Raw genomic sequence first — 22185 nt, forward strand, 5'->3', positions numbered from 1 at the left:
TACAGTATTAAAATACGTGTACTTAAATAAGCGAATATGAATAACGAACAACAGATAGATGAGCTGTTAACCAAACTAATTCAAGAGAAAGATAGAGTTATAGGTTACCCAGTTGCAAAAGATTTTGATTATTCCAGATTATACGAGTTTTTAAAGCATCCTATAAATAACGTAGGTGATCCTTATGAGGATAATACGTATAAGGTGCAAACACATGAAATGGAGCGTGAAGTGGTCGATTTCTTTGCAAAATTATACAGAGCAGATCCCAATGATTTCTGGGGGTATGTAACAAATGGTGGGTCTGAAAGTAACTTGTACGGCTTGTATTTGGCAAGAGAATCTCATCCAAAGGCAATGGTATATTTTTCAGAATCTACACATTACAGTGTAAAAAAAAATATTCATTTATTGAACTTACCAAGTATTACGATTAGGGCGCAAGAGAATGGTGAGCTAGATTATGATGATTTAGAGAATACCTTGCAATTGAACAGAGATAAACCGGCTATTATTCTAACCACATTTGGTACTACGATGACCGAGGCGAAGGATGATGTTTCTAAGGTGAAAAGAATTTTAAAGAAATTGGCTATTCAAAATCACTATATACATTGCGATGCTGCTTTGGCGGGTTCTTACGGTCCTTTTATAGAACCTCGTATTCCGTTCGATTTTCAAGATGGAGCAGATAGTATTTCTATCAGCGGTCATAAATTTATAGGTTCTCCGTTTCCTTCAGGTGTTATTATCGCAAAACGCTCGTTACGAGATCGAATAGCAAGGGGTATTTCATATATCGGTTCATTAGACATTACCATTACAGGATCTAGAAACGGACATAGTCCGTTGTTTCTGTGGTACGCCATAAAGAAAATGGGCGTAAAAGGTTTAGAAGAGCGGTACCGTCATAGTTTAGAAACTGCCGAGTATTGTAAGCAAGAGCTTCTGAAAATAGGCATCAACGCATGGAAGAATGAAGGGGCGATTACCGTTGTGTTGCCTAAAGTTGCAGATGCCATTAAAAAGAAATGGCAGTTAGCGACCGATGATATTACGCATGTAATTTGTATGCCTAATGTTACAAAGGATCAGATAGATGAGTTTATTCAAAACATAGTAGAAGAGCAGAAGAAAGGTGCTCAAAAAGAACAAGATGCATTGGCACTTCAAGATTAAATACAAAGGTTATAATTTAAAAAATCCCCATTACGATGACAATCGTAATGGGGATTTTCTTTTGATTGAACTTCGAATTCTTCACTACACTATTCTCGCAGATCGTTGGTAATATTTCAGTAGATGAAATAGTTATCCAAATTCATTTTCATATTTATTTGAAAATTTGAATCTGATCATATCAAAATGAGGTATATTCATTCATTGAAATTTTAATGATCGGTAATACCCCCCTTTTAAACCTATTACTAAAAATGGCAAGCTTATTTTCTAGAGAGACCATGATGAAGTTAAAGTCCCTTATTGGTTCTACAAAAACCTATATTGTTCTATTGGTATTGGCGATTGCCTTGTTACTGTACACTGTTAGCGTGGGGTACAAGCAAGTAAATAGACTTCATAAAACAGGGGATCTTGTTTCTCACACACTAGAGGTACAGCGTACCATTGTAGAACTTTCTTCTAAATTTTTGGAGGTAGAAGCCATTCAACTTAAAAAACTTTTTGAAGCCGAAGAGAGTAATCTTTCCGCTATTGTGGTAACAGAAATGGGTCAGTCATTAGATAGGCTGAATACACTTACTACAGACAACGATGCACAACAAGAACGTGTTAAGGCATTACAACTTTTACATGATAGAATTAAGGTTGAAATAGATACTACCACCATTGTTGATGCTACTAAAGCGCCTGATAGTTTAGAAGTAAAAGATAGTATTATTATTCATTATAACGGTTTGCGCTATAAGCGTCATCAGCGGATTTCGAAAATTGTGGCGGAGTCTCAGGTCATAAAAGATAGAATGCTCGCTGAAGAGAACTATTTAATGGTTTCGCGTAAAGAAGAATATACCTCGCAATCGTTCTTAACGCCAATGTCATCTTTATTAGTTGCGCTAACGGCATTGGGCATCTTTTTAATCGGTTTTATAAGTATATACAAGCAGAAAGGTGAAATTCAAGAAGTAAATAGTCAGGTTTTTATTCAGAATCAAAAATTACAAGAAACAGAAGAGTTTTTAAAAGGTGTCTACAAAAGTTCGAACAATGTTATTAGCCATTTCGAACCTATACTAGATGCACAGAAGAACATTGTCGATTTTCAATTTAGGTATACCTCTAATGCCATAGAGAAAGTAACAGGATCAGAACAAGATGATATTATTGGCAGTTCTTTGTTAGAGATGTACCCAATGGTTTTGGAGAATGGACTTTTTGCTTTAATGAAAGAATGCTATGTAAGCGGCGATATTCAAGAGCATGAAAGTGTGTATACGTTCGAGGGTGAAAAAAAATACATTTTTAATACCATTGTAAAATCTGCTAACGGAATTACAAATACCGCTTGGGATACTACAAAGGTTAAAGAGGCAGAAAAAAATCTTCAAAAACTGAACGAAGATTTAAGCCTTCAGAACACCATTTTTAAAGAAGCAGAAAACGTAGCGGGTGTTGGTAGTTTTATTTGGTATTTAGATGATGGTACCGCAACGGTTTCTGATAATTTTTATAGAATTCTTGGGTTCGAACCCGATAGTTTTGAGGTGACTTTTAACTCTTATAAAGAATTTGTTCACCCAGATGATATTTGCATTTTCGAATCTTTAAGTGCTAATGATATAGAAAAAGGGGCATCTACCGTTTTTGCATATCGTGTCTTTACAAAAGAAAAAAGCATAAAACATTTAGATTTAAAAGGCAAATATGTTGAAATAGATAACAGACCGGTATCGGTGGGTATTGTACAAGATATTACCGGTCGTGTAGAAAAAGATAGGGCGCTTATAGATAGTTATGAGAAATTAAAGCATAGTAATGAAGAGCTAGAATCTTTTAATAGAGTGGCAAGTCACGATCTACAAGAGCCTTTGCGTAAAATTCAAATGTTTATTTCTCGAATAGAAGACGAAGGTGAAAAAAGCATGCCCGCTGGTATTCAAAATTATTTTGGCAAAATAAAATCCGGCACTTTTAGAATGCGAGAATTGATACAGAACTTACTTTCGTATTCGCAAATAGATAAAATAAATTCAAAATTTGAGAGTGTTACTTTGAATGAAACTATTCTAAAAATCGAAGATGAACTATCGCAGCTGATCAAAGAAACGAATACCTCTATTTCATACGAGAATTTGCCTGTTATTCAAGGCATCCCTTTTAAAATAGAGCAATTATGTACAAACCTGATCAGTAATTCTATCAAGTATGGCAAAAGTAATGTAGCTCCCAAAATAATCATTAGCTCTAAAAAAGTGCGTAATTCAGAAATTGAAGAAAACTTCAGCAAGAATTCGGAGTACTATTACAAAATATCGTTTATTGATAATGGTATTGGGTTTGAGCCCGAGTTTGCTAGTAATATTTTTGAGGTCTTTCAAAGGTTACATTCAAAAAACGAATATTCTGGTACAGGCATCGGACTCTCTATTTGTAAAAAGATAGTTGAAAAACATAATGGTTATATTCATGCCATTGGTAAGAAAGACCAAGGTTCTACCTTTATTATTTATTTGCCTGTCAACTAAATTCTTCAACTTCTATTTTTGAAGTTATATTTATAGATTCAATACCAATCACTTCAGCCATGAACAAACTCGAAATACAAACAGACCGATTAACATTAAGGCTGATTGTGAATACAGATGTAGAAGTTATTCATCGCTTACATTGCTTACCAGAAACTGACGAATTTAATACCCTTGGTATCCCTGAAAATGTGCAAGAAACCCATGAGGTCATAACCCCTTGGATAGAAGCCAATAATGTACCTAATATCAGAAATTATACCTTTGCCATTCAGCATAAAACGAATAATGAATTTATTGGTTTATTCGGATTAAGACTTGGTCCCAAAAAATATAACAGGGCAGAGGTTTGGTATAAATTACATCTTGATTATTGGAGCAAAGGTTACGCAACAGAATCTTTAAAAGCGGTTTTGAACTACGGATTCGATGTGCTTAAACTACATCGAATAGAAGCAGGTTGTGCTGTAGACAACATAGGATCTGCAAAAGTGATGGAAAAAGTAGGGATGAAACAAGAAGGTCGCAAGCGGAAAATTCTCCCACTGCAATCCGGATGGTCAGATAGTTTTGAATACGCCATACTTGAAACCGATTTGCGTAGTTAATTCCTAGGTATTATTATTTCTATCTAACAATAGAACGAATAGGATCGGTAGGGACGATATATAAACGCATAAAAGAAAATATTTCTAACAATCTGTTATAAATTTTAGCAAAAGGTGAATACCTTAGTTTACGAGGTTCATAGTATAACAGTATTAAATTTAACAAGTTAACAACGTTTTCATCTTATTAGTACCAATTAGGTAATACTAATCACTTGCTAGGTGCGTTAATGAATCTTATACTATTACAAATGGTATTTTTAACGTTATGTCCAAATTTGGATATTAAATTTGCACAACTTTTAAAACACCTGAATAGTAGTTATTTGTATTAGAAGTTGAAAAAGAAGATAGTTATAATTGAAAAAGACTTTATGGTCCATAAAAATGCTGAGGAAAAAAGATTAGCCGTTGAGGATAATTATAAAAACTGGAAAAGATGGGGTCCTTATTTGGCAGAACGCCAATGGGGTACGGTAAGGGAAGATTATAGTCCCGAAGGCCATGCATGGAGTTTTGTTGGTCATGACAAAGCACGTAGTAATGCCTATAGATGGGGAGAGGAAGGTATTGGCGGATTCTGCGATTCTAGAGAAATTCTATGTCTAGCACCTGCTTTCTGGAACGGAAAAGATTCCATTTTAAAAGAACGCCTGTTCGGGTTAACCAATGATGAAGGTAACCATGGTGAAGATGTAAAAGAACTTTATTTTCATCAGGTATCAACGCCTACACATTCGTACGCCAAATATTTGTATAAATATCCGCATAAAAAATTTCCATATGCCGAGCTGGTAAAAAAGAATAAAAGTAGAAGTCGTGAGGAAGCAGAATTTGAAATTTTAGATACCAAAGCTTTTGCCAATAACACCTATTTCGACTGTTTTATTGAATATGCCAAAGAAGATGTTGGTGATATTTTAATGAAAGTGACAGTTATAAATAGAGGACCGAGAGCTGCGAATATTCACGTACTTCCGCATTTATGGTTTCGTAATTTCTGGAAGCATAATAATAGGTTCGAACGGCCTGAAATGAAATCTATTTCAGGTAATTCGGTGCAATCTCGTAGCACACGAAATGGGCGTTACTATTTTTATCATGAAAATGGTGATCAACTATTCTGTGAAAACGAAACCAACAACCAACGTATTTACGGCGTGCCTAATGAGGTAGAATATGTAAAAGATGGTATCAATGATCACGTAATCGATGGGCAACCTTCGGTGAATCCTGATAAAAAAGGATCAAAATTCGCCGTTTGGCATAAACTCCGCCTAAAATCTGGAGAAGAAAAAACAATAAAAGTCCGCCTTAGTAAAAGAAAACTTGCCGACCCTTGGGGTAGTTTCGATGCTATTTTTGAAAAACGAATTCAAGAGTGTGAGGAGTTTTATGGGAAATTCTTAAAAAAAGAATTACCGGTTCAACAGCAAGAAATAGCTAAAAAAGCCTTTTCTGGTTTACTTTGGACGAAGCAGTTCTATTACTACGATGTATATAAATGGCTATTTGGCGGCCCAGGTGAAGCAAAGCCATACAGAACAGATTCTAGAAATGTACATTGGGAGCATTTGACCAATCGTCATGTTATCTCCATGCCCGATAAATGGGAATACCCTTGGTATGCTGCATGGGATCTTGCTTTTCATATGGCATCATTCGTAGAAATTGATCCTTATTTTGCCAAAGAGCAACTACTGTTAGTGCTTAAGGAGAGTTATATGCACCCTAATGGACAAATACCTGCCTACGAATGGAATTTTAGTGACGTGAACCCACCTGTGCATTCTTGGGCAGTGTGGACGGTTTATGAAAAAGACAAAAAACGCAACGGCAAGGGAGATTTTAATTTTCTTGAAAAAGCCTATCAGAAATTACTGGTGAACTTTACCTGGTGGGTAAACCAAAAGGATAAAAGCGGAACGAACCTTTTTGAAGGCGGATTCTTAGGCTTAGATAATATCGGAGTTTTTGATCGTAACCACATGCCCGAAGGTATTACCCGTATGCAACAAGCAGATGCTACCAGTTGGATGGCAATGTTTACCTTGAATATGTTACGTATGTCATTAGAAATGGCAACCATTAACCCTAATTATGAGGATAGTGTTGCCAAATTTTTTAGACATTTCTTGAATATTGCTTGGGCAATGCACCATATTGGTCAAAAAGATATTTCGCTATGGGACGATGAAGATAATTTCTACTATGATGTAGTCGAAATGTCGAACGGCAAAACCGACCGATTAAAAGTGAGATCATTGGTTGGTATAATACCCATGTTCGCAGTGGAGATTATTCATAAAGATTTATTTGATGAACTGAAAAATTTTAAAGTTCGAGCAGCAGAAATTGTACGTACGCGACCAGATTTGGCGTCTTTAATTTCAAATATTGAAGAATTTAATTCAGAAGGTAATTATCTATTCTCCATTATGCGTGGCTTTCGATTAGAGAAATTGTTAGCTCGTTTATTAGATGAAAAAGAATTCTTATCCGATTATGGTATTCGTTCACTTTCTAAATATCATGAAAAGCACCCCTATGTATTTCAGCATAACGGGCATCACCAAATTCAGTACGAATCTGGCGAGAGCCGTTCTAATATGTTCGGTGGTAATTCTAACTGGCGCGGACCAATTTGGTTGCCCTTGAATTATATGATCGTACAGTCGCTACGTAAATATTTCTTGTATTATGGTAAGGAATATGTATATGAGTTTCCGACAGGATCAGGTAAAAAAATGAACTTGAACGAGATTGCAAATGAGATTTCTAAGCGATTGATCAAATTGTTTGAACCCGATGCCGAAGGTAAATATGTGTATCATTCAGATGATGACCAACACGTATTTACAAAGAACGAGCATTTTAAAAAGGAACATTTCTTCTATGAGTTTTTTGATGGTGATTCTGGTAAAGGGCTAGGGGCGTCGCACCAAACGGGATGGACAGCTTTAGTCGCGAATTTAATTATGGAATTGGAGCAGAATAGTTAACCAATATTCTTTATTATATTCTAAACTCAAATAAGGTATTTTATCTACCTCGTTTGAGTTTTTTTTGCTTTATACTTCAGCAGATATAGCTTGTTGTGCTTCTAAAGCAAAACTCCTAATTTTAGGATCTTCATCATTTAGATGGCTTTCGATAATACTTAAATATCGGGGTTCTTTTTGTTGCGTTATTAGGTATAAGACCGCAAGTTTAATTTTAAGGTCGTTACTTTGTAATAGCAATTTAAAGCATTCTAGTTCTGTCGGTATTTTGTGTTTGATTTTTTGAAGTTCTTCTTCAGATGAAATATCTAATGCAGACTCTTCAATAATTGGTAACAGTTTACGCTTTAATTCTCCCGTCAATAGATTGTCTAAAAATTCGATGGCATTATGCTGCGCTTCTTGTTTCTCGCTCAATAAACCTTCGTACGCAATAGCTACATCTTTTTGCTGGTAGCGTAACCCTAACAGTTTAAAAATACGTTCTAGTCCCGAATCTAAACGGCGTTCCAATAATTCTAACAAACTGGTTCTTGCATCTCGTTCTGCATCGCCGATTTCTTTCTTCGATTTGTTTCTATTTCGGTACGATATAATAATTTGGGTATGCATTGATGACAAGGTCTGATGATGCAATTTACATTCATCAAAAATCACCGACACCACTTTATAGCGATTGAATTTTAACTGCGGATGCGTTGCCCGTATGGCGCTCAGTGCCCGAATAACTTCTAAGCGAACCGTAAGGTCATTGTCTGTCAATATGGCCAATAAATGATGCACAGCATCTTTAGAATGAAAAGATTGCATGGCAGCAGGTATAAATCGTAGTACAGATAAAGGTTGCAAGCGTTCCTGTACATTTTTGCGCAACACGGGTAAAATCTGTTGTCCGTACAGTTTAAACCCTTCTAGAACAGTAGGTCTGTAATTTTTTTGCCCCAAAAACGGAATGATATGTTGCGCCATGGCAGGGTCTGTTGCGGTGCCGATTGCCTTTATCGTTGTCATCACTACTTCTTCATTATCATGTTTTAAAAAGGCAACAAGTTTGTTATAGAAAATGGGCATATTCGCCACACCTAATATTTCGATAACCACTTCTACGTAGGATAGGTCTTTCTCGTTGGTTTCAATATTCTTTAGCGCCGCAGAAATGCGGTCTAGTAACGCGTAACTTAGTTTTAAAGAATAATTATTTTTTGCGGCTCTCGCCAAGCAGTACAATGCTGCTATGGCAATTCGCTCATTTGAATGTTCTAAATAAGCATCGAATACATACGATTTGTCTTTATGCGCGAAACTTAATACATAAGCCAATGTTGCAATGGTCAATTCTCGATCTTCGATCTTTAATAATTCAGAGACCTCGGCAGACATACTTTTAGAGTTTAAAAAGTACAAGTTCTGTATGGCCGATAATTTTACTTTATTGCTCGGGTGTTCTAACAATAATTCCACATCATCTGCAAATCGTTTGTCATTGATCTCCATCAATTTGTCAAGCATGAAAAGTATTTGCTCTTCGCTACCATTTTTAAATACGGTGCGCATGCCAGATACTATAGATACTTTTGAATGGGAGATTTTTTTAGTCTTCTTACCTCTATCTGTCAACACCTCTAAATTGGTTCTAAAGGTTTTGTAGTACTCAATTCTAACTTTATAGATAAAGTACAACCATAGACATACCAAGGCGATAATTAAAATACCAATGTAGAATGACGGTAGGTCTAGACCACGCACTACGAATATTAAAAGGCATCCCGCAACACCAGTGGCTAAACTATCTACAACAACGTCGATGAAAGATTTTGTCCTGTTTTTTAGATCGAAGGGTAATGGTAGGGTCAATAATTCCGAAGCACTTTTATGTATAGATTGTTTTAGTATACCATCCATCGCCTTAATAACCACTACGGCAGAAAGTTCGGGTAATAGAAGAAACAAAACACTTCCGCCGAAAATACCAATGGGTAATAGAAGAAGCGAAAAACCAACGCCCCAAATACCCACAATTCTATGGGTAAAGAATAGCTGTATAACAAGCGATAACAAGTTAAATGTCGAAAACCAAAAAGCAAAAAAGGCAGTAAGGTCATCGGCATCGGTTATGGCCGAAGATGCAAAATCACTAAATAGATAATCTACCAATTTGGCAACGACCACACTCACCGCAACAATACTCGCTATATAGGTAAAATGCTTAGATTTTAAAATAAGTTTTATGGGTGGTTCTGAAATATTGGTAGCCGACTTATGTTTTTTTACGCTACCATTTTTCAGTACTCTTATGTTCCAAATTTTTCTCAGTAATGGTATGCAGAAGAATAAGAGCAGTGCGGCAACGAACATTAAATTTTCATTACCAATAAGTGGTGCTAGAATAGAGGTGAGGTATCCGCCGAAAATACCACCGATAATGGCACCTGATCCAATAAAGCCGAAAAGTCGTTTTGCTTCTCTTATATTGAAGACCAAGTTTGCCAATACCCAAAATTGCGATGCAGACAATACGGCATAAATAGCCACCCAGATATAAAAAAAATACAATAGCACGCCACTCACGACATCTATGGAAAGCAGTATGCCCAAGCCTATTAATATAATAATAGAACTTATAATAGTAACCTCGATTACTTTTTTGAGCTGAAATTTTGCGACCGCTTTTGAATAGAAATAAGAAGTCGCAATTGCCGTAATTGCTACCAATAAAAAGGCAAATGGTAATTGTTCTATACCTAATTCTGAAAGAAATAGGGCATTGACCGTGGGCTTTATAATGAGTAGAACGGCAATGACCAAAAAAATGTAGGCGAGCATCCAAAGAGAAACTTTGAACTCGCCTTCACGTACATCGAATATTTTTTTAATGAGTCTTTCTACCATCAAGAAATGGAAATCTGTATTCCAAGACCTAAAGTACAGGCTTTTTTAGCACCTTTTCAATTGGTTTCACTAAATCTCTAATAATTTGTTCACCATTGGCATCATCGATCAATGCTACTAAAATATATCTTCTGTTGCTATCTTCGCCCCAAACCAATATAGAATCGGAGTGGTAGGTGCGCCAAGAACCTGATTTTCTGAACAATCTGGCGTTTGGTGCAATCTTATCTAACGTATTTACGAATTTATGGTGCAACTCTGGATCTTCCATAATATCCAACATTTGTTTCGAACGTTTTTGGTTCACTAGCTTACCGTTCGCCAATAAATAATAATACCTACAAACTTGTGTTACCGTTGCAGCGTGACTTAGATTTTTAAGTGGCTCGCGATTGGTGTCACCACCACCGCCGTAACGTTTACCAACCCAGAGTCCGCCTCCTTTTTGCTCGTCATAAAAGGCATATTTAGGGTCTGTCATTACCGATTCAAGCTTTTCATAGCCTACACGGTCTATCATTCTGGTAGATGCGGCATTGTCAGATTTACTGATCATTAGGCGCATATCTTTTTTAACTTCTGCGGTTTCTTTTAATTCACCTTTCTCAATAGCATCCATAGCTGCTAAAAGAATAGCTATTTTGGGTAAACTTGCGGCATACATCATATGATTGCCGTTTACACGCGCGAAACGAACTTGCTCTGGGTTGCTGAGGTCAACAAGACCTACCGCCATTTTCTTTTGTATAATAAGGTCGTTCCATTCTGGGTGAGATGCCAATTCATCACGTAAATTGGTTTGCAGTGAACTATCTAATAATTTTTGCAAAGGTTTGATCTTCGCATTATCTATGCGAATAGGCAATTCATTTTGCGCAAAAATGTTTACGCAAAATAAGATAGAAAAAAGAAAAAAGACTGGGGTAGATCTCATTGATTTTTGTGTTTTTAAAAATGTAGTCAAAATTAGGTTATGCACAGATTAGTAAAATGTTAATTTTTGCTATTTGTAACTATTTAAATAACCTAACAAATACGCCTTGTCGTCATATATAGCGTAAAATTCTATGTTAATTTTTTAAATATTTTCACAGAGGTCAGTAGTTAGTTACGCATTAATTTAGTTTGATAAATTATATCTGAGTTGATCATTTTAGTAACTAGATTATTAAATATAGTCGCTTTAGCTTGTGACCTGTTGATTCTAAAACAAAATTCATTAAAATATCTATTTAGATTGTGTTCGCTCACCCACGAGTATGTAGTTCTGATCCAAGATTTAACCTGATGAATCATTGTATGTAACGCTTTGAAATTTAGTCCTCCATTGCTCTTTATTTGAGTGATGTCGTAAGCCTTTGAAATAGGTCGATATCCTCGCCACTCATCTGTAACTACTTTTGCATCACGACTGATATGGTTTACAAAAATATACTGTAGAGACTGTGCCGAGAAGTCTTCTATTTTCATAGCGTACATCCTTTTTACTTTTCCATCTTTTGTGAGCTGTACAGCAGTGATAGCCTTCTTTTTCTTGCCTGAATAACTTCTTCCTGTCTTGCCTGGATCTTTACCACCGATAACAAATTCATCTACGTGAACATCTCCGTCCATAGGATTATTGCCACTTGAAGACATAGCTTCACGAACCTTCATCATAAAAAGTCTAGCGGTCTTTTCAGTAACTAACGCACAGCCATATAACTAGCTGAGAGACTCTTAGTTGTAGTAGCCATTTCAAAACAAATAAAAAAAGCCTTTCTAACACCAAACTTGACCTTGTGAAAAAGTGTGTTTGCAGTAGCAGATTCGGTGTGACCACAAATATTACATTGCCTCCCAAAATCCTTGCGAGACTGATATCTAGAATGGTCACATTTAAGACATTTAAAAGCAGTTTTTGACTTGATAAATGATAGATATTCTTTACAATCTCCATCTGATTTGAAGCGATCAGAGAACTCTAGAAGATTTTGACCCTTGAAAATATCCATAAATAGTTATTTTTATTGACATACAAGATAAGTAATTAACTACTGACCTCCGTATTTTCATATTATATACTACCTATGCGTGCCTTTTTTTTAGTATAAAGTTTACGAAACTATAAAAGGATTATTAATTTAATTACTGTACCTTAAAAAATGGAATATAACATAGCTTATGAATCTTAAAGACGGCGTAAAAACTGCTGAGAATAAAGTGTCTGCAGAGGCACGTAAACTTAGCGATATGGTTAAAGATACAAGTAAATCTTTAGTAGATCGCTTAGAGTGTTTCGAAGATATTATAAGTTTAGAAGTGGGCGATACGGGTTTGCACCGCGCCAAAACGTTAGAACGTGAGTTCAATGTGCGTCAACTTTACCTCAAATATGAAGGCGACAACCCTACGGGAACGCAAAAGGATCGTATTGCCTTTGCACAACTTTACGATGCCCTGCGTCGCGAATTTTCTGTTGTAAGTTTAGCTACATGTGGTAATTACGGTGTGGCAATGGCTCTGGCATCTGATCTGGCGGGTATTGATTGTAAAATATATATTCCAGAATGTTACCATACCGATCGTGTGGTTGAAATGGAAAGCTTGGGTGCAGAGATTATTCGTATTCCTGGTAGTTATGAAGATGTGGTTACCGAGAGTTCGAAATTGGCAGCAGAACATGGTTGGTACGATGCCAACCCTGGTGGTGCCAACACTCCGTTACAAATATCGGCCTATGCTCAAATAGCTCAAGAAATTTTCGAAGATTTAGGCGATGCGCCAAAATACTGTGCGGTACCTGTTTCTAACGGAACATTGTTTGCCGGCATTTATCGCGGATTCGTAAATCTGTATAAAAGAGGAAAAACTTCTCGTATACCTAAAATGATTGCCGCATCATCATCTCACAAGAACCCGATCGTGGAGTCTTTTTTATTAGGATTAGATCATTGTAAGGATTTGAATCCGGCAGCAATTAAGGAAACGAAGTACAATGAACCTCTAATTAATTGGCATAGTTTCGATGGGGAAGAGGCATTATATGCTTTGCAAGAATCGGAAGGTGAAGCTTTTAATATCAGTGATAAAAAATTGAAAGAGATGACTTCTCTTTTATATAAAAAGGAAGGATTTCGAATTTTACCGGCATCGACAGCGGGTTTAATCGGACTTCTACAATTAGACGAAAAAATGAATTTTGAGCCTGACCGCTTCGTGGCAGTGCTCACAGCAAAAAATTAAATAAATAGATGAAAAAAGTTATTGACGGTAAGGCACTTGTATATTGTGAGGGAGCATTTAATACTCCGAATGGTAAAACAGCCCATGGGCTGGTTCGCTTTACCGAGCGTTACGAAGTAGTAGGTGTTTTAGATGAAAAATATGCGGGCAGAGATGCCGGTGATGTGTTAGATGGTAGGCCAAACGGTATTCCTGTTTATAAAGATTTAGCGTCTGCCATTGTTGCCTTGACTGCGAGTCAGAATTTGCCAACCTACTTGGTAATCGGTCTTGCGCCAGATGGTGGTAGATTGCCAAAAGTAGCGAAAGCGACCATTAAAGCAGCTTTACAACATGGTTGGAACGTTGATAGTGGTTTGCATGATTTCTTGACCAATGATCCTGAACTTGTGGCTTTGGCCAAAGAGAAGAATGTTAAGATTAGAGATATTAGAAAGACGCCCGATCGTGACCAATTGCACTTTTTTACAGGTGATATTGAAAAAGTTGACTGCTTAAAATTAGCGGTTTTAGGAACGGATTCTGCCTTAGGCAAACGGACTACTGCTTGGATTTTGGTACATGCATTTCGTAATGCGGGTAAAAAAGCAGAAATGATCGGAACCGGACAAACAGGATGGATGCAAGGTGCTAAATATAGTATGGTGATGGATAGCTGCATTAACGATTTCGTTTCAGGTGAAATCGAACATGCCGTAGTAAGTGCCTATACTAATGAAGACCCAGATGTGATTGTTATTGAAGGTCAAGGGAGTTTAATGAACCCTGCTTACCCTGGCGGATTTGAAATTCTTGCAGCCGGTAGACCAGACTATGTAATTCTACAACATGCACCAAAAAGATTAGAGTACGACGGATTCCCTGGGTATAAAATGCACTCTTTAGCAGAGCAAATTAATGCGATTCAGGTAATTTCTGCTAAGCAAGTTATTGCGATTACCGTGAATCATGAAGACATGGAAAAAAGTGAAATACTTGATGTTTGTAAGGCTATTACCTTAGAAACTAAGCTACCTGCTTTTGATGTGTTAGAATACGGCGCAGATGATTTAATCGCACTTTTAATGGAGAAAATTAAATGAGAATAACTAATATTTCTTTTGAGCGTTTAGATCTTAAACTATCTGACCCCTATACTATTGCTTACGAAACGATCGACCGTACCAGTAATTTTATTTTAAAGGTTGAAACAGATACTAGAATTGTTGGTTATGGTTGTGCAGCACCTGATCCTGTGGTTACCAATGAATCGCCAGGTGATGTTACCCAAGCTATAAAGAATATTATTATTCCTTATTTGTTGGGTAAAGATCCTTTTACTTACGCGTTATTGTTATTAGAATTAAAAGAGCTATTGGGCAAAAGATCATCGGCATTGGCAATGGTTGATTTAGCCTTGTTCGACATTATGTCTAAAAAAGCTGAGGTGCCTTTATACAAGTTTTTAGGCGGTTTTCGTGATCACATTGCTACCAGTATTACTATTGGTATTATGGGTATCGATGATACGTTGTCGTATGCCAGTGAATATGTGAAACAAGGTTTTACCATCTTGAAAATTAAAGGTGGTTCTAATCTTGAAGAAGATATTGCTAAAATGAGATTGATTCATGAAAAGTATCCTAATATCGAATTACGTTTCGATGGTAATCAAGGCTACTCGGTAAAAGAATCTGTAGATTTTGTAAAAGCTACAGCTGCTATAGGTATTGAAATATTTGAACAACCTACAAAAGTAGAAGCAGAAGAGCGACTGGGCGAAGTAACCGATTTGGTAAGCATACCCGTAATGGCAGATGAGAGCTTAAAAACATTGACCGATGCTTTTCGCTTAGCACAGAACGAGCGTGTAGATATGGTGAATATTAAGCTACAGAAAGTAGGTGGTATTTGGGTCGGTATGCATATCAACTCCGTGGCAAAGGCGGCTAAATTAGATGCCATGGTAGGTTGTATAGATGAATGCGGATTGGGTATTGCTGCAGGATTGCATTTTGCACTTTCTAGACCGAATATTGTGTATGCCGATTTAGACGGACATTTAGATATTATTGATGATCCTTATCATTCTATATTTAGATTGGAAAAGGGAATTTTATACCCTACCGAAGAATACGGTTTAGGTTTTTCTGATGCTAACTTTTAATTATTTGCCATGTATTTAACGCTACTCGCTGTTTTTGTTGTTGGATATTTTTTTATTGCATTAGAACACACCGTCAAAATTGATAAGGCCGCCACGGCTTTACTAACAGGTACCTTGTGTTGGGTTATTTATATTCTGGGTCGAGATGTGTTTATTGCCGATATGCCAGGTGATGAATCTATACATTTTGTAACTGAAAGTCTACGAGAGAATTTAGGCGAAATTGCAGAAATTTTATTTTTTCTATTAGGTGCAATGACCATTGTCGAAATTATCGATGCCCATGAAGGGTTTTCTGTAATTACCGATAGGATCACGACCACTAATCGTGTGAAGTTATTGTGGATCTTGTGTCTATTGACCTTCTTTCTATCTGCAGCATTAGATAACCTTACAACGGCAATTGTAATGTCTGCCTTACTTCGTAAGCTCATACATGAAAAGAGAGATTTGTGGATGTTCGCGGGACTCTTAATTATTGCCGCCAACGCAGGTGGGGCATGGTCACCTATTGGCGACGTCACCACTATTATGCTCTGGATCGGTGGTCAGGTAACCGCCATGCATATTATTAAAGAAATATTCTTACCAAGTTTGGTGTGTTTGTTAGTGCCTTTGACAATTATGTCATTTAGATTTAAGGGCGATATCGCTAAATCTACAGAAATTGATGATGAGTACTCTCACGGATTTGAGGTGAGTAATTTTGATAAAAATCTAGTATTTTCTATAGGTATTGGTGCGTTATTATTCGTGCCAATATTTAAAACTATTACCCACTTACCACCATTTATGGGGGTATTGTTAGGGTTGAGTATCGTTTGGATAACCACCGAAATTTTACACAGAAACAAGACTGTCGAAGAGAAGAAAACTTTAGCAATTTCTAATGTATTAAGAAGAATAGACACACCTAGTATTTTATTCTTTTTAGGGATATTGGTTGCTGTTGGGGCACTACAGTCCGCTGGGCATTTAGCCGACATGTCACGCTAGTTAGATGCTAATTTTGATAGCATCTATGCGGTTAACTCGATCATAGGGGTTTTGTCTTCTATTGTAGATAACGTTCCATTGGTTGCAGGTACTATGGGTATGTATAGTTTAGAAACCTATCCGCCAGATTCTGATTTCTGGGAACTACTCGCTTTTTGCGCAGGTACAGGCGGGAGTATTCTTATTATTGGATCAGCAGCAGGTGTTGCCATAATGGGCATCCTTAAAATTGATTTTATGTGGTACCTAAAGAATATATCGCTGCTGGCGTTTATTGGCTACGTTGCCGGTATCTTAACTTTTATGATAGTGAATTAGAACTATTTTTCGTCTAGCTGTTCAATTAGGTTGGCGACTAAGGCCGTCCAACCTGTTTGATGAGCTGCACCTAAACCACGACCGTTTTCTCCGTGAAAATACTCGTAGAATAAAATCAAATCCTTAAAATTAGGATCTTGGTAATATTTCTCGTAGTTCTTGTTGATCGCACGATTGCCATTGGCATCTTTCTCGAACATCTTTATAAGACGCTTGCTTAATTCATCGCTAACCTGTTTTAAATTTAGCAGTTTTGTGCTTCCCGTTGGGTATTCAAAAAGAAAATCATTGCCATCATACCATTGGTATTCTCGCAATGCTTGAATAAATAGGTAGTTCATGGGCATCCAAATAGGACCGCGCCAGTTAGAGTTACCTCCAAATAACGAAACGGTAGATTCTGCAGGTTCATAATCAATAGAATAATCTATACCATCAATATGAATTTGATAAGCTTTCTCATGTATTTTAGATAATGATCGAATGCCATATTCACTCAAAAATTCTTTCTCATCTAAGAGTGCAGTAACTAATTTTTGCATTCTGTCTTTTGGTACTAATGATAGAAGTAAATCACCATTTTCTTCATACTGCTGTATCACTTCATATTTTAAATTCTCTGCACGGTACTTTTTAAACCAAAGAACACTTGCCTTAAATTTTGGGAATTTATCTAGTACACTTTTCTTAATGGTAAGTACAGCTGCCAATGCCAACATACCGGCTATAGATCGAACTTTTATAGTAGTCGATTGCCCGTCAGGTAAAATTAAACGGTCATAGAAGAAACCTTCGGCATCGTCCCAAGTGTTGGCTTTATCGGTATCCATTTTGTTCAACGCTTCTGCAATGAATATAAAGTGACCGAAATACTTCGTCGCCATATCTTCATAAGAATCGTCATGTTCAGCAATTCGCAAGCTGATTTCAAGCATATTCAAGCTGTACATCGCCATCCAAGCGGTACCATCTACTTGATCTAATATACCACCACCGGGTACACCATGGCTGCGATCGAAAACTCCGATATTATCAAGTCCTAAAAATCCACCTTGAAAAACATTATTATCATTTCTATCTAAACGATTTACCCACCAGTTAAAGTTGAGCGATAGTTTATTGAACATTCGTTTTAAGAACTTAATATCTGGTACGCCGGTAATAGATTTATCGGTACCATATATTTTTAGTGTCGCCCATGCCTGTACTGGCGGATTCACATCACTAAAATTCCATTCGTAAGCAGGTATCTGTCCGTTAGGCGACATGTACCATTCTTTTGTAAACAATAGTAATTGGTCTTTGGCAAACTCTGGATCAATAGAAGCGAACGACGCGCAGTGAAAAGCAGAATCCCATGCAGCATACCAAGGATATTCCCAGGCATCTGGCATCGAAAGTATATCGTGATTTCGTAATGTTTTCCAATGGCTATTACGGCCATCTAATCTTTCTTTTGGCGGCGGAGTGGTTTTATAGTCACCTTCTAGCCATTTTTCAACTTCGTAGTTATAGTATTGCTTCGTCCAAAGTAAACCGGCAAAAGCTTGTTTTAAAATTGCTTTATGGTCTTCTGTCGCTTTTGGGGCGATGTTGTTATAAAAGACATCACATTCTTTTCGTCTCTTTTTGAATATGGAATCGAAGTCTGCAAAAGGTGTATCAATAGTTTCTTCGGTTAGTCGAAGCTGAAAAGTTTTTGATTCGCCACCATCTAAAATCACTTGATAGAGCGGCGCAAATTTAGTACCCGAGTTATTTTTTGTCGCTAAATCGAAATCATTGTTACATACTGCGGTGTGGAACAAATCTTTCTTGAACGGATGGTCATTTTTTTCTTTATAAACCTTCTCTCTGTTGGTTTCGTTTTCGGTGAATAATAACTTTTCTGCAGGCTGAAAATAGAAATTGTATTTGCCCACATAAGGGTGGTCAATAAATACAGAAGTGTCTTTGCCCTTTTTAATGGTGCTCATTACCGGTTTTCTGGACATTTTTTTAAATGTCCAATGATTACGAATTACCAGTTGCGGCAATAAAGTTATGGGTGCCGGTTTTGAATTTCTGTTGGTAATGGTAATCTGAATAAGAATATCGGTTTCGTCAGCTTTTGAATATTCTGTGCTAACATCGAAATAGGTATTATCATCAAAAATACCAGTATCTAATAACTCGAATTCCAGCTCTTTCCGATTTCGTTTTTGATTTTCGTCAATCAGTTGATTGTACGGATATTCTTTTTGAGAATACTTGTACAAATACTTCATGTAGGAGTGCGACGGAGTATTCTCTAAATAGTAATACAGCTCTTTTACATCTTCACCATGATTACCCTGCGGACCTGTTAACCCAAAAAGGCGCTCTTTTAATATAGGATCTTTCCCGTTCCATAAACCGATGCTAAAACACATGTTGCAGTAACGATCGCTAATACCTGCAATACCATCTTCGCCCCAACGAAAAGTACGACTTCTGGCATGGTCATGCGGAAAATAGTTCCAAGCATCGCCACCTGCACTATAATCTTCACGTACCGTACCCCATTGCCGTTCACTTAAATAGGGACCCCATTTTAACCAGTCTTTTTCTTTGGTATGTTGTTGGGCCAAACGGTCTTTTTCAGGGTTTTTCATTGAAGGTTTTTTTGGAGGTACGTTTTGCGCTAAGCCGTGTGCGCAGTGATACTATTATTATAAAAATGTCTTAGTTGAAATTTACTTTTTATTTAGCCAAAAGCCAAAAGCCAAAAGCCAAAAGTCAAAAACCAAAAGCAATGTAAAGCCAAGAGCTATTTTAACTTACTCACATCAATCTTAAAAAGTTCAGCGGCATTTTTCCAGAGGATCAATTCTTTCTTTTCGTCAGTTAAATCTAATTGGTCCATGAATTTCAAGTACGATTTCATGTTAGAAATAGGCCAGTCCGTTCCATAAAGAAGATATCGTGGGTCACCAGCATAGGTAATCATTTCTTCTATTTCCTTTTTCATGTAGCGTTCAAACTTATCGGAGAAATCACCTAAAACCAATCCTGATATATCTGCGTAAACGTTTTTGTTTTTGTAGACGACCTCCATACAATCTTTGATCCACGGGTTACCCACATGGCAAATAACGATTTTTAACTCTGGATAATCAACCGCCAAATCATCGATATGAATAGGGTGGGAGTATTTTATTTTTCCGGTAGGGGCATAGGTGTCGCCAGAATGAAACATTACAGGCACATCATACTCAATTGCCATTTCATACATTAGTTTAAATCGAATATCATTCGGATAAAATGGCTCGTAACCAGGGTAGAATTTTAAGCCTTTAATGAATCCTTTTTCAAGGTAATCGCTAATCTCAATAACATCTTTATGGTTGTAATGTAAATAGCTAATACCCGATACCACGCCCAAATTGTCGTATCCTTTTACCGCTTCTACCACCTGTTTGGTACTCGGTCTGTGTTCATTGACTTTGTACGAGGTAAGCACCAGAGAATAATCAATATTATTTGCTGCCATATTATCAGAAAGCTTATCTAAACTTTCATTTAATGATACTACTCTATCTTCGTGGTAATTGTTAATGTGGGTGTGTACGTCTATGATCATGTGTAATTAATTAGTGTTCATTTTATAGAGTCAAATTGATTGGCGTATTTTAATTTCTTATTTTTTATATCGTAGATACCATAAATACTATCGGTTGAATTTTTAGTTGTATAAAATTCTAATAAAAGATTTCCTTTTTTCAATTGATACCATTTTATCGGCTTGTTTGAAATTTTTATTAAATTTTCGCCGTTTACATCTGAAAGGTATATTGCAGTTTCATCTTGTTCGTTTATTATTCCATTTCGATTTGAATCTTCTTCAGCTAAAGAATATAAAATACCTTTAGTTTCAAGGGTGTTAGCTTCTTCTACTAAAATCATATAAAATATTAAACCGTTTTTATTCAGTAATTTTCCAATTGTAGTACAGTCACTGTTTAAAAATATAATGTTGCTAGTTTCGCTGCCTACCATATTAGGTGGGTAAATAATGTATTGCCCTTCTGAGTCAAGCATCCGGTCTAGACCATAGACCTTGGGAATATAAAAATAATTTGTATTTGAAATAATTAAAGGTTCGGATTCTTGGCCATTCCATTTTATTTCTTCCGCTTCAACCCAATCATCAATATTGTCATTATTTATAATATTATTTGGTGTTGATTGATTTGAAATATAAGGGATTAATACAATTATCGAAACAATTAAAGAAAAAGTTACTATGTAAATTATATCTCTTCTTCGTTTTATTTTAAAATCACTTCTTATTCTATTTATGACAGATTGAGCTTTTTCTTTAGAAACTTTTTTAAATATCGCTTTTTGAACGTTGTCTGAGTCTGAATAGATTGAATCTCTGTTGGTTCCTTTAAATTTTTGGCGTTTTGATGCTTTTAAAGCTCGATTTTGCTTTATTCTATTTATTGCATCAATAATGTGTCCGGCTGAACTCAATAGTAGAATAGAATGTTAAATTAACTAGTTTTAAGATACGTCAACAAAATTAAACCGCCCTTTGCACTACCTCAAACACCTTATTGGCATCGCACTTAATGGTTTTAGAAGGAAATTTTAAAATCAAAGCATAATCGTGGGTTGCCATTAGTATGGTTCTGCCAGCTTTATTAATTTCTTGCAATACTTTCATGACCTCTACACTGGTTTGTGGATCAAGGTTTCCGGTAGGCTCATCGGCAATAATTAGTTCTGGATCATTTAATAATGCACGTGCAATGGCAATACGTTGTTGTTCACCACCAGAAAGTTCATGTGGAAATTTAAATCCCTTGGTTTTCATACCTACCTTTTCAAGTACATTAGAAACCTGGGTATCCATTTTTGCCTTATCCGTCCAACCAGTAGCTTTCAGTACAAAAAACATATTTTGGTTGATATTTCGGTCAGGTAGCAGCTTAAAATCTTGAAAAACAATACCTAATTTTCTACGTAAAAACGGAATGTCACTTTCCTTTAAAGTTTTAAGATTGAATTCACCAACATGACCTTCACCTTTTTGCAAGGGTAGATCACCATATAGGGTTTTCATGAAGCTACTTTTGCCGCTTCCGGTCTTGCCGATAAGGTAAACGAATTCGCCTTTTGCAATTTTTAAACTCACTTCACTCAGCACCAAGCTCTCTTTTTGAAAAATAGAGGCATCCTTAAGTTCTAAAACAATCTCTTCCATAACGCAAATGTTGATATAAAAGTAATAAGTTCCATTTGATATTAGAGAACCCTTTTTCAAAATCTTT

15 protein-coding genes and 1 pseudogene are annotated in these 22185 nt (G+C 36.4%); 9 read left to right on the forward strand and 7 right to left on the reverse strand.

Annotated elements, in window-relative coordinates; genetic code table 11:
- The first annotated feature begins 36 nt into the window (after positions 1–36).
- The 4 genes from ACPF9A_RS14850 (at position 37) to ACPF9A_RS14865 (ending at position 7314) form a co-directional block, all read left to right on the forward strand.
- Complete coding sequence (locus tag ACPF9A_RS14850; protein WP_423998196.1) at positions 37–1179, forward strand: histidine decarboxylase; 1143 nt, start codon at positions 37–39, stop codon at positions 1177–1179.
- Positions 1180–1433: 254 nt separating this feature from the next.
- Positions 1434–3704, forward strand: a complete 2271-nt coding sequence (locus tag ACPF9A_RS14855; protein ID WP_423998198.1) for an ATP-binding protein — start codon at positions 1434–1436, stop codon at positions 3702–3704.
- A 59-nt stretch (positions 3705–3763) separates the two neighbouring features.
- Positions 3764–4312 carry a GNAT family N-acetyltransferase gene (locus ACPF9A_RS14860; RefSeq protein ID WP_423998200.1) on the forward strand — a complete coding sequence of 183 codons (549 nt, stop codon included), beginning with the start codon at positions 3764–3766 and terminating at the stop codon, positions 4310–4312.
- Between the two features lie 374 nt (positions 4313–4686).
- A complete protein-coding gene (locus ACPF9A_RS14865) occupies positions 4687–7314 on the forward strand; it encodes an MGH1-like glycoside hydrolase domain-containing protein (protein ID WP_423998202.1) in 2628 nt (875 codons plus the stop codon).
- A 69-nt stretch (positions 7315–7383) separates the two neighbouring features.
- Here the strand turns inward: ACPF9A_RS14865 and ACPF9A_RS14870 are convergent, their stop codons facing one another.
- The 3 genes and pseudogenes from ACPF9A_RS14870 to ACPF9A_RS14880 form a co-directional block, all read right to left on the reverse strand.
- Complete coding sequence (locus ACPF9A_RS14870; protein ID WP_423998204.1) at positions 7384–10203, reverse strand: hypothetical protein; 2820 nt, start codon at positions 10201–10203, stop codon at positions 7384–7386.
- Positions 10204–10231: 28 nt separating this feature from the next.
- Positions 10232–11137: a serine hydrolase gene (locus ACPF9A_RS14875; RefSeq protein ID WP_423998206.1), complete on the reverse strand. Its 906-nt coding sequence runs from the start codon at positions 11135–11137 to the stop codon at positions 10232–10234.
- A gap of 170 nt (positions 11138–11307) precedes the next feature.
- Positions 11308–12197: pseudogene (locus ACPF9A_RS14880) on the reverse strand (IS1595 family transposase).
- Positions 12198–12366: 169 nt separating this feature from the next.
- Between ACPF9A_RS14880 and ACPF9A_RS14885 the strand changes: the two are divergent.
- From ACPF9A_RS14885 to ACPF9A_RS14905, 5 genes are read left to right on the forward strand one after another with little or no spacing between them, the layout of a single operon-like run.
- A complete protein-coding gene (locus ACPF9A_RS14885) occupies positions 12367–13428 on the forward strand; it encodes a pyridoxal-phosphate dependent enzyme (RefSeq protein WP_423998208.1) in 1062 nt (353 codons plus the stop codon).
- Positions 13429–13436: 8 nt separating this feature from the next.
- Positions 13437–14510, forward strand: a complete 1074-nt coding sequence (locus tag ACPF9A_RS14890) for a DUF1611 domain-containing protein (RefSeq protein ID WP_423998210.1) — start codon at positions 13437–13439, stop codon at positions 14508–14510.
- Positions 14507–15574, forward strand: coding sequence for a mandelate racemase/muconate lactonizing enzyme family protein (locus ACPF9A_RS14895; RefSeq protein ID WP_423998212.1), 1068 nt, complete (start codon positions 14507–14509; stop codon positions 15572–15574). Before ACPF9A_RS14890 ends, ACPF9A_RS14895 begins: the two co-directional genes overlap by 4 nt.
- Before the next feature lie 9 nt (positions 15575–15583).
- Complete coding sequence (nhaD, locus tag ACPF9A_RS14900) at positions 15584–16570, forward strand: sodium:proton antiporter NhaD (RefSeq protein ID WP_423998214.1); 987 nt, start codon at positions 15584–15586, stop codon at positions 16568–16570.
- Positions 16571–16621: 51 nt separating this feature from the next.
- Positions 16622–16888, forward strand: coding sequence for a hypothetical protein (locus tag ACPF9A_RS14905; protein WP_423998216.1), 267 nt, complete (start codon positions 16622–16624; stop codon positions 16886–16888).
- 2 nt (positions 16889–16890) lie between these two features.
- Here ACPF9A_RS14905 and ACPF9A_RS14910 read toward each other — a convergent pair whose 3' ends face one another.
- The 4 genes from ACPF9A_RS14910 to ACPF9A_RS14925 form a co-directional block, all read right to left on the reverse strand.
- The gene (locus ACPF9A_RS14910; protein WP_423998218.1) at positions 16891–19521 is read right to left on the reverse strand and encodes an MGH1-like glycoside hydrolase domain-containing protein; all 2631 of its coding nucleotides are present in this window, start codon (positions 19519–19521) and stop codon (positions 16891–16893) included.
- A gap of 155 nt (positions 19522–19676) precedes the next feature.
- Entirely contained in the window at positions 19677–20489 is an 813-nt protein-coding gene (locus ACPF9A_RS14915; protein WP_423998220.1) for an amidohydrolase family protein, read from the reverse strand.
- A gap of 17 nt (positions 20490–20506) precedes the next feature.
- Positions 20507–21385, reverse strand: a complete 879-nt coding sequence (locus ACPF9A_RS14920) for a hypothetical protein (protein WP_423998222.1) — start codon at positions 21383–21385, stop codon at positions 20507–20509.
- Between the two features lie 49 nt (positions 21386–21434).
- Positions 21435–22118 (reverse strand): cell division ATP-binding protein FtsE, encoded by a 684-nt coding sequence (locus ACPF9A_RS14925; RefSeq protein WP_423998224.1) that lies wholly within the window; start codon positions 22116–22118, stop codon positions 21435–21437.
- Positions 22119–22185: the final 67 nt, after the last annotated feature.

This window comes from Maribacter sp. IgM3_T14_3 (genome assembly GCF_049603095.1).
Classification (GTDB): domain Bacteria; phylum Bacteroidota; class Bacteroidia; order Flavobacteriales; family Flavobacteriaceae; genus Maribacter.

Excerpts from the sequence above, each read along its gene's own strand:
- ACPF9A_RS14860 (WP_423998200.1), top strand. The coding sequence starts at position 3,764 with ATGAACAAACTCGAAATACAAACAGACCGATTAACATTAAGGCTGATT.
- ACPF9A_RS14855 (WP_423998198.1), top strand. The coding sequence starts at position 1,434 with ATGGCAAGCTTATTTTCTAGAGAGACCATGATGAAGTTAAAGTCCCTT.
- ACPF9A_RS14925 (WP_423998224.1), bottom strand. The coding sequence starts at position 22,118 with ATGGAAGAGATTGTTTTAGAACTTAAGGATGCCTCTATTTTTCAAAAA.
- ACPF9A_RS14865 (WP_423998202.1), top strand. The coding sequence starts at position 4,687 with ATGGTCCATAAAAATGCTGAGGAAAAAAGATTAGCCGTTGAGGATAAT.
- ACPF9A_RS14875 (WP_423998206.1), bottom strand. The coding sequence starts at position 11,137 with ATGAGATCTACCCCAGTCTTTTTTCTTTTTTCTATCTTATTTTGCGTA.
- ACPF9A_RS14885 (WP_423998208.1), top strand. The coding sequence starts at position 12,367 with ATGAATCTTAAAGACGGCGTAAAAACTGCTGAGAATAAAGTGTCTGCA.
- ACPF9A_RS14890 (WP_423998210.1), top strand. The coding sequence starts at position 13,437 with ATGAAAAAAGTTATTGACGGTAAGGCACTTGTATATTGTGAGGGAGCA.
- ACPF9A_RS14870 (WP_423998204.1), bottom strand. The coding sequence starts at position 10,203 with ATGGTAGAAAGACTCATTAAAAAAATATTCGATGTACGTGAAGGCGAG.
- ACPF9A_RS14895 (WP_423998212.1), top strand. The coding sequence starts at position 14,507 with ATGAGAATAACTAATATTTCTTTTGAGCGTTTAGATCTTAAACTATCT.
- ACPF9A_RS14915 (WP_423998220.1), bottom strand. The coding sequence starts at position 20,489 with ATGATCATAGACGTACACACCCACATTAACAATTACCACGAAGATAGA.
- ACPF9A_RS14910 (WP_423998218.1), bottom strand. The coding sequence starts at position 19,521 with ATGAAAAACCCTGAAAAAGACCGTTTGGCCCAACAACATACCAAAGAA.
- ACPF9A_RS14850 (WP_423998196.1), top strand. The coding sequence starts at position 37 with ATGAATAACGAACAACAGATAGATGAGCTGTTAACCAAACTAATTCAA.
- nhaD (WP_423998214.1), top strand. The coding sequence starts at position 15,584 with ATGTATTTAACGCTACTCGCTGTTTTTGTTGTTGGATATTTTTTTATT.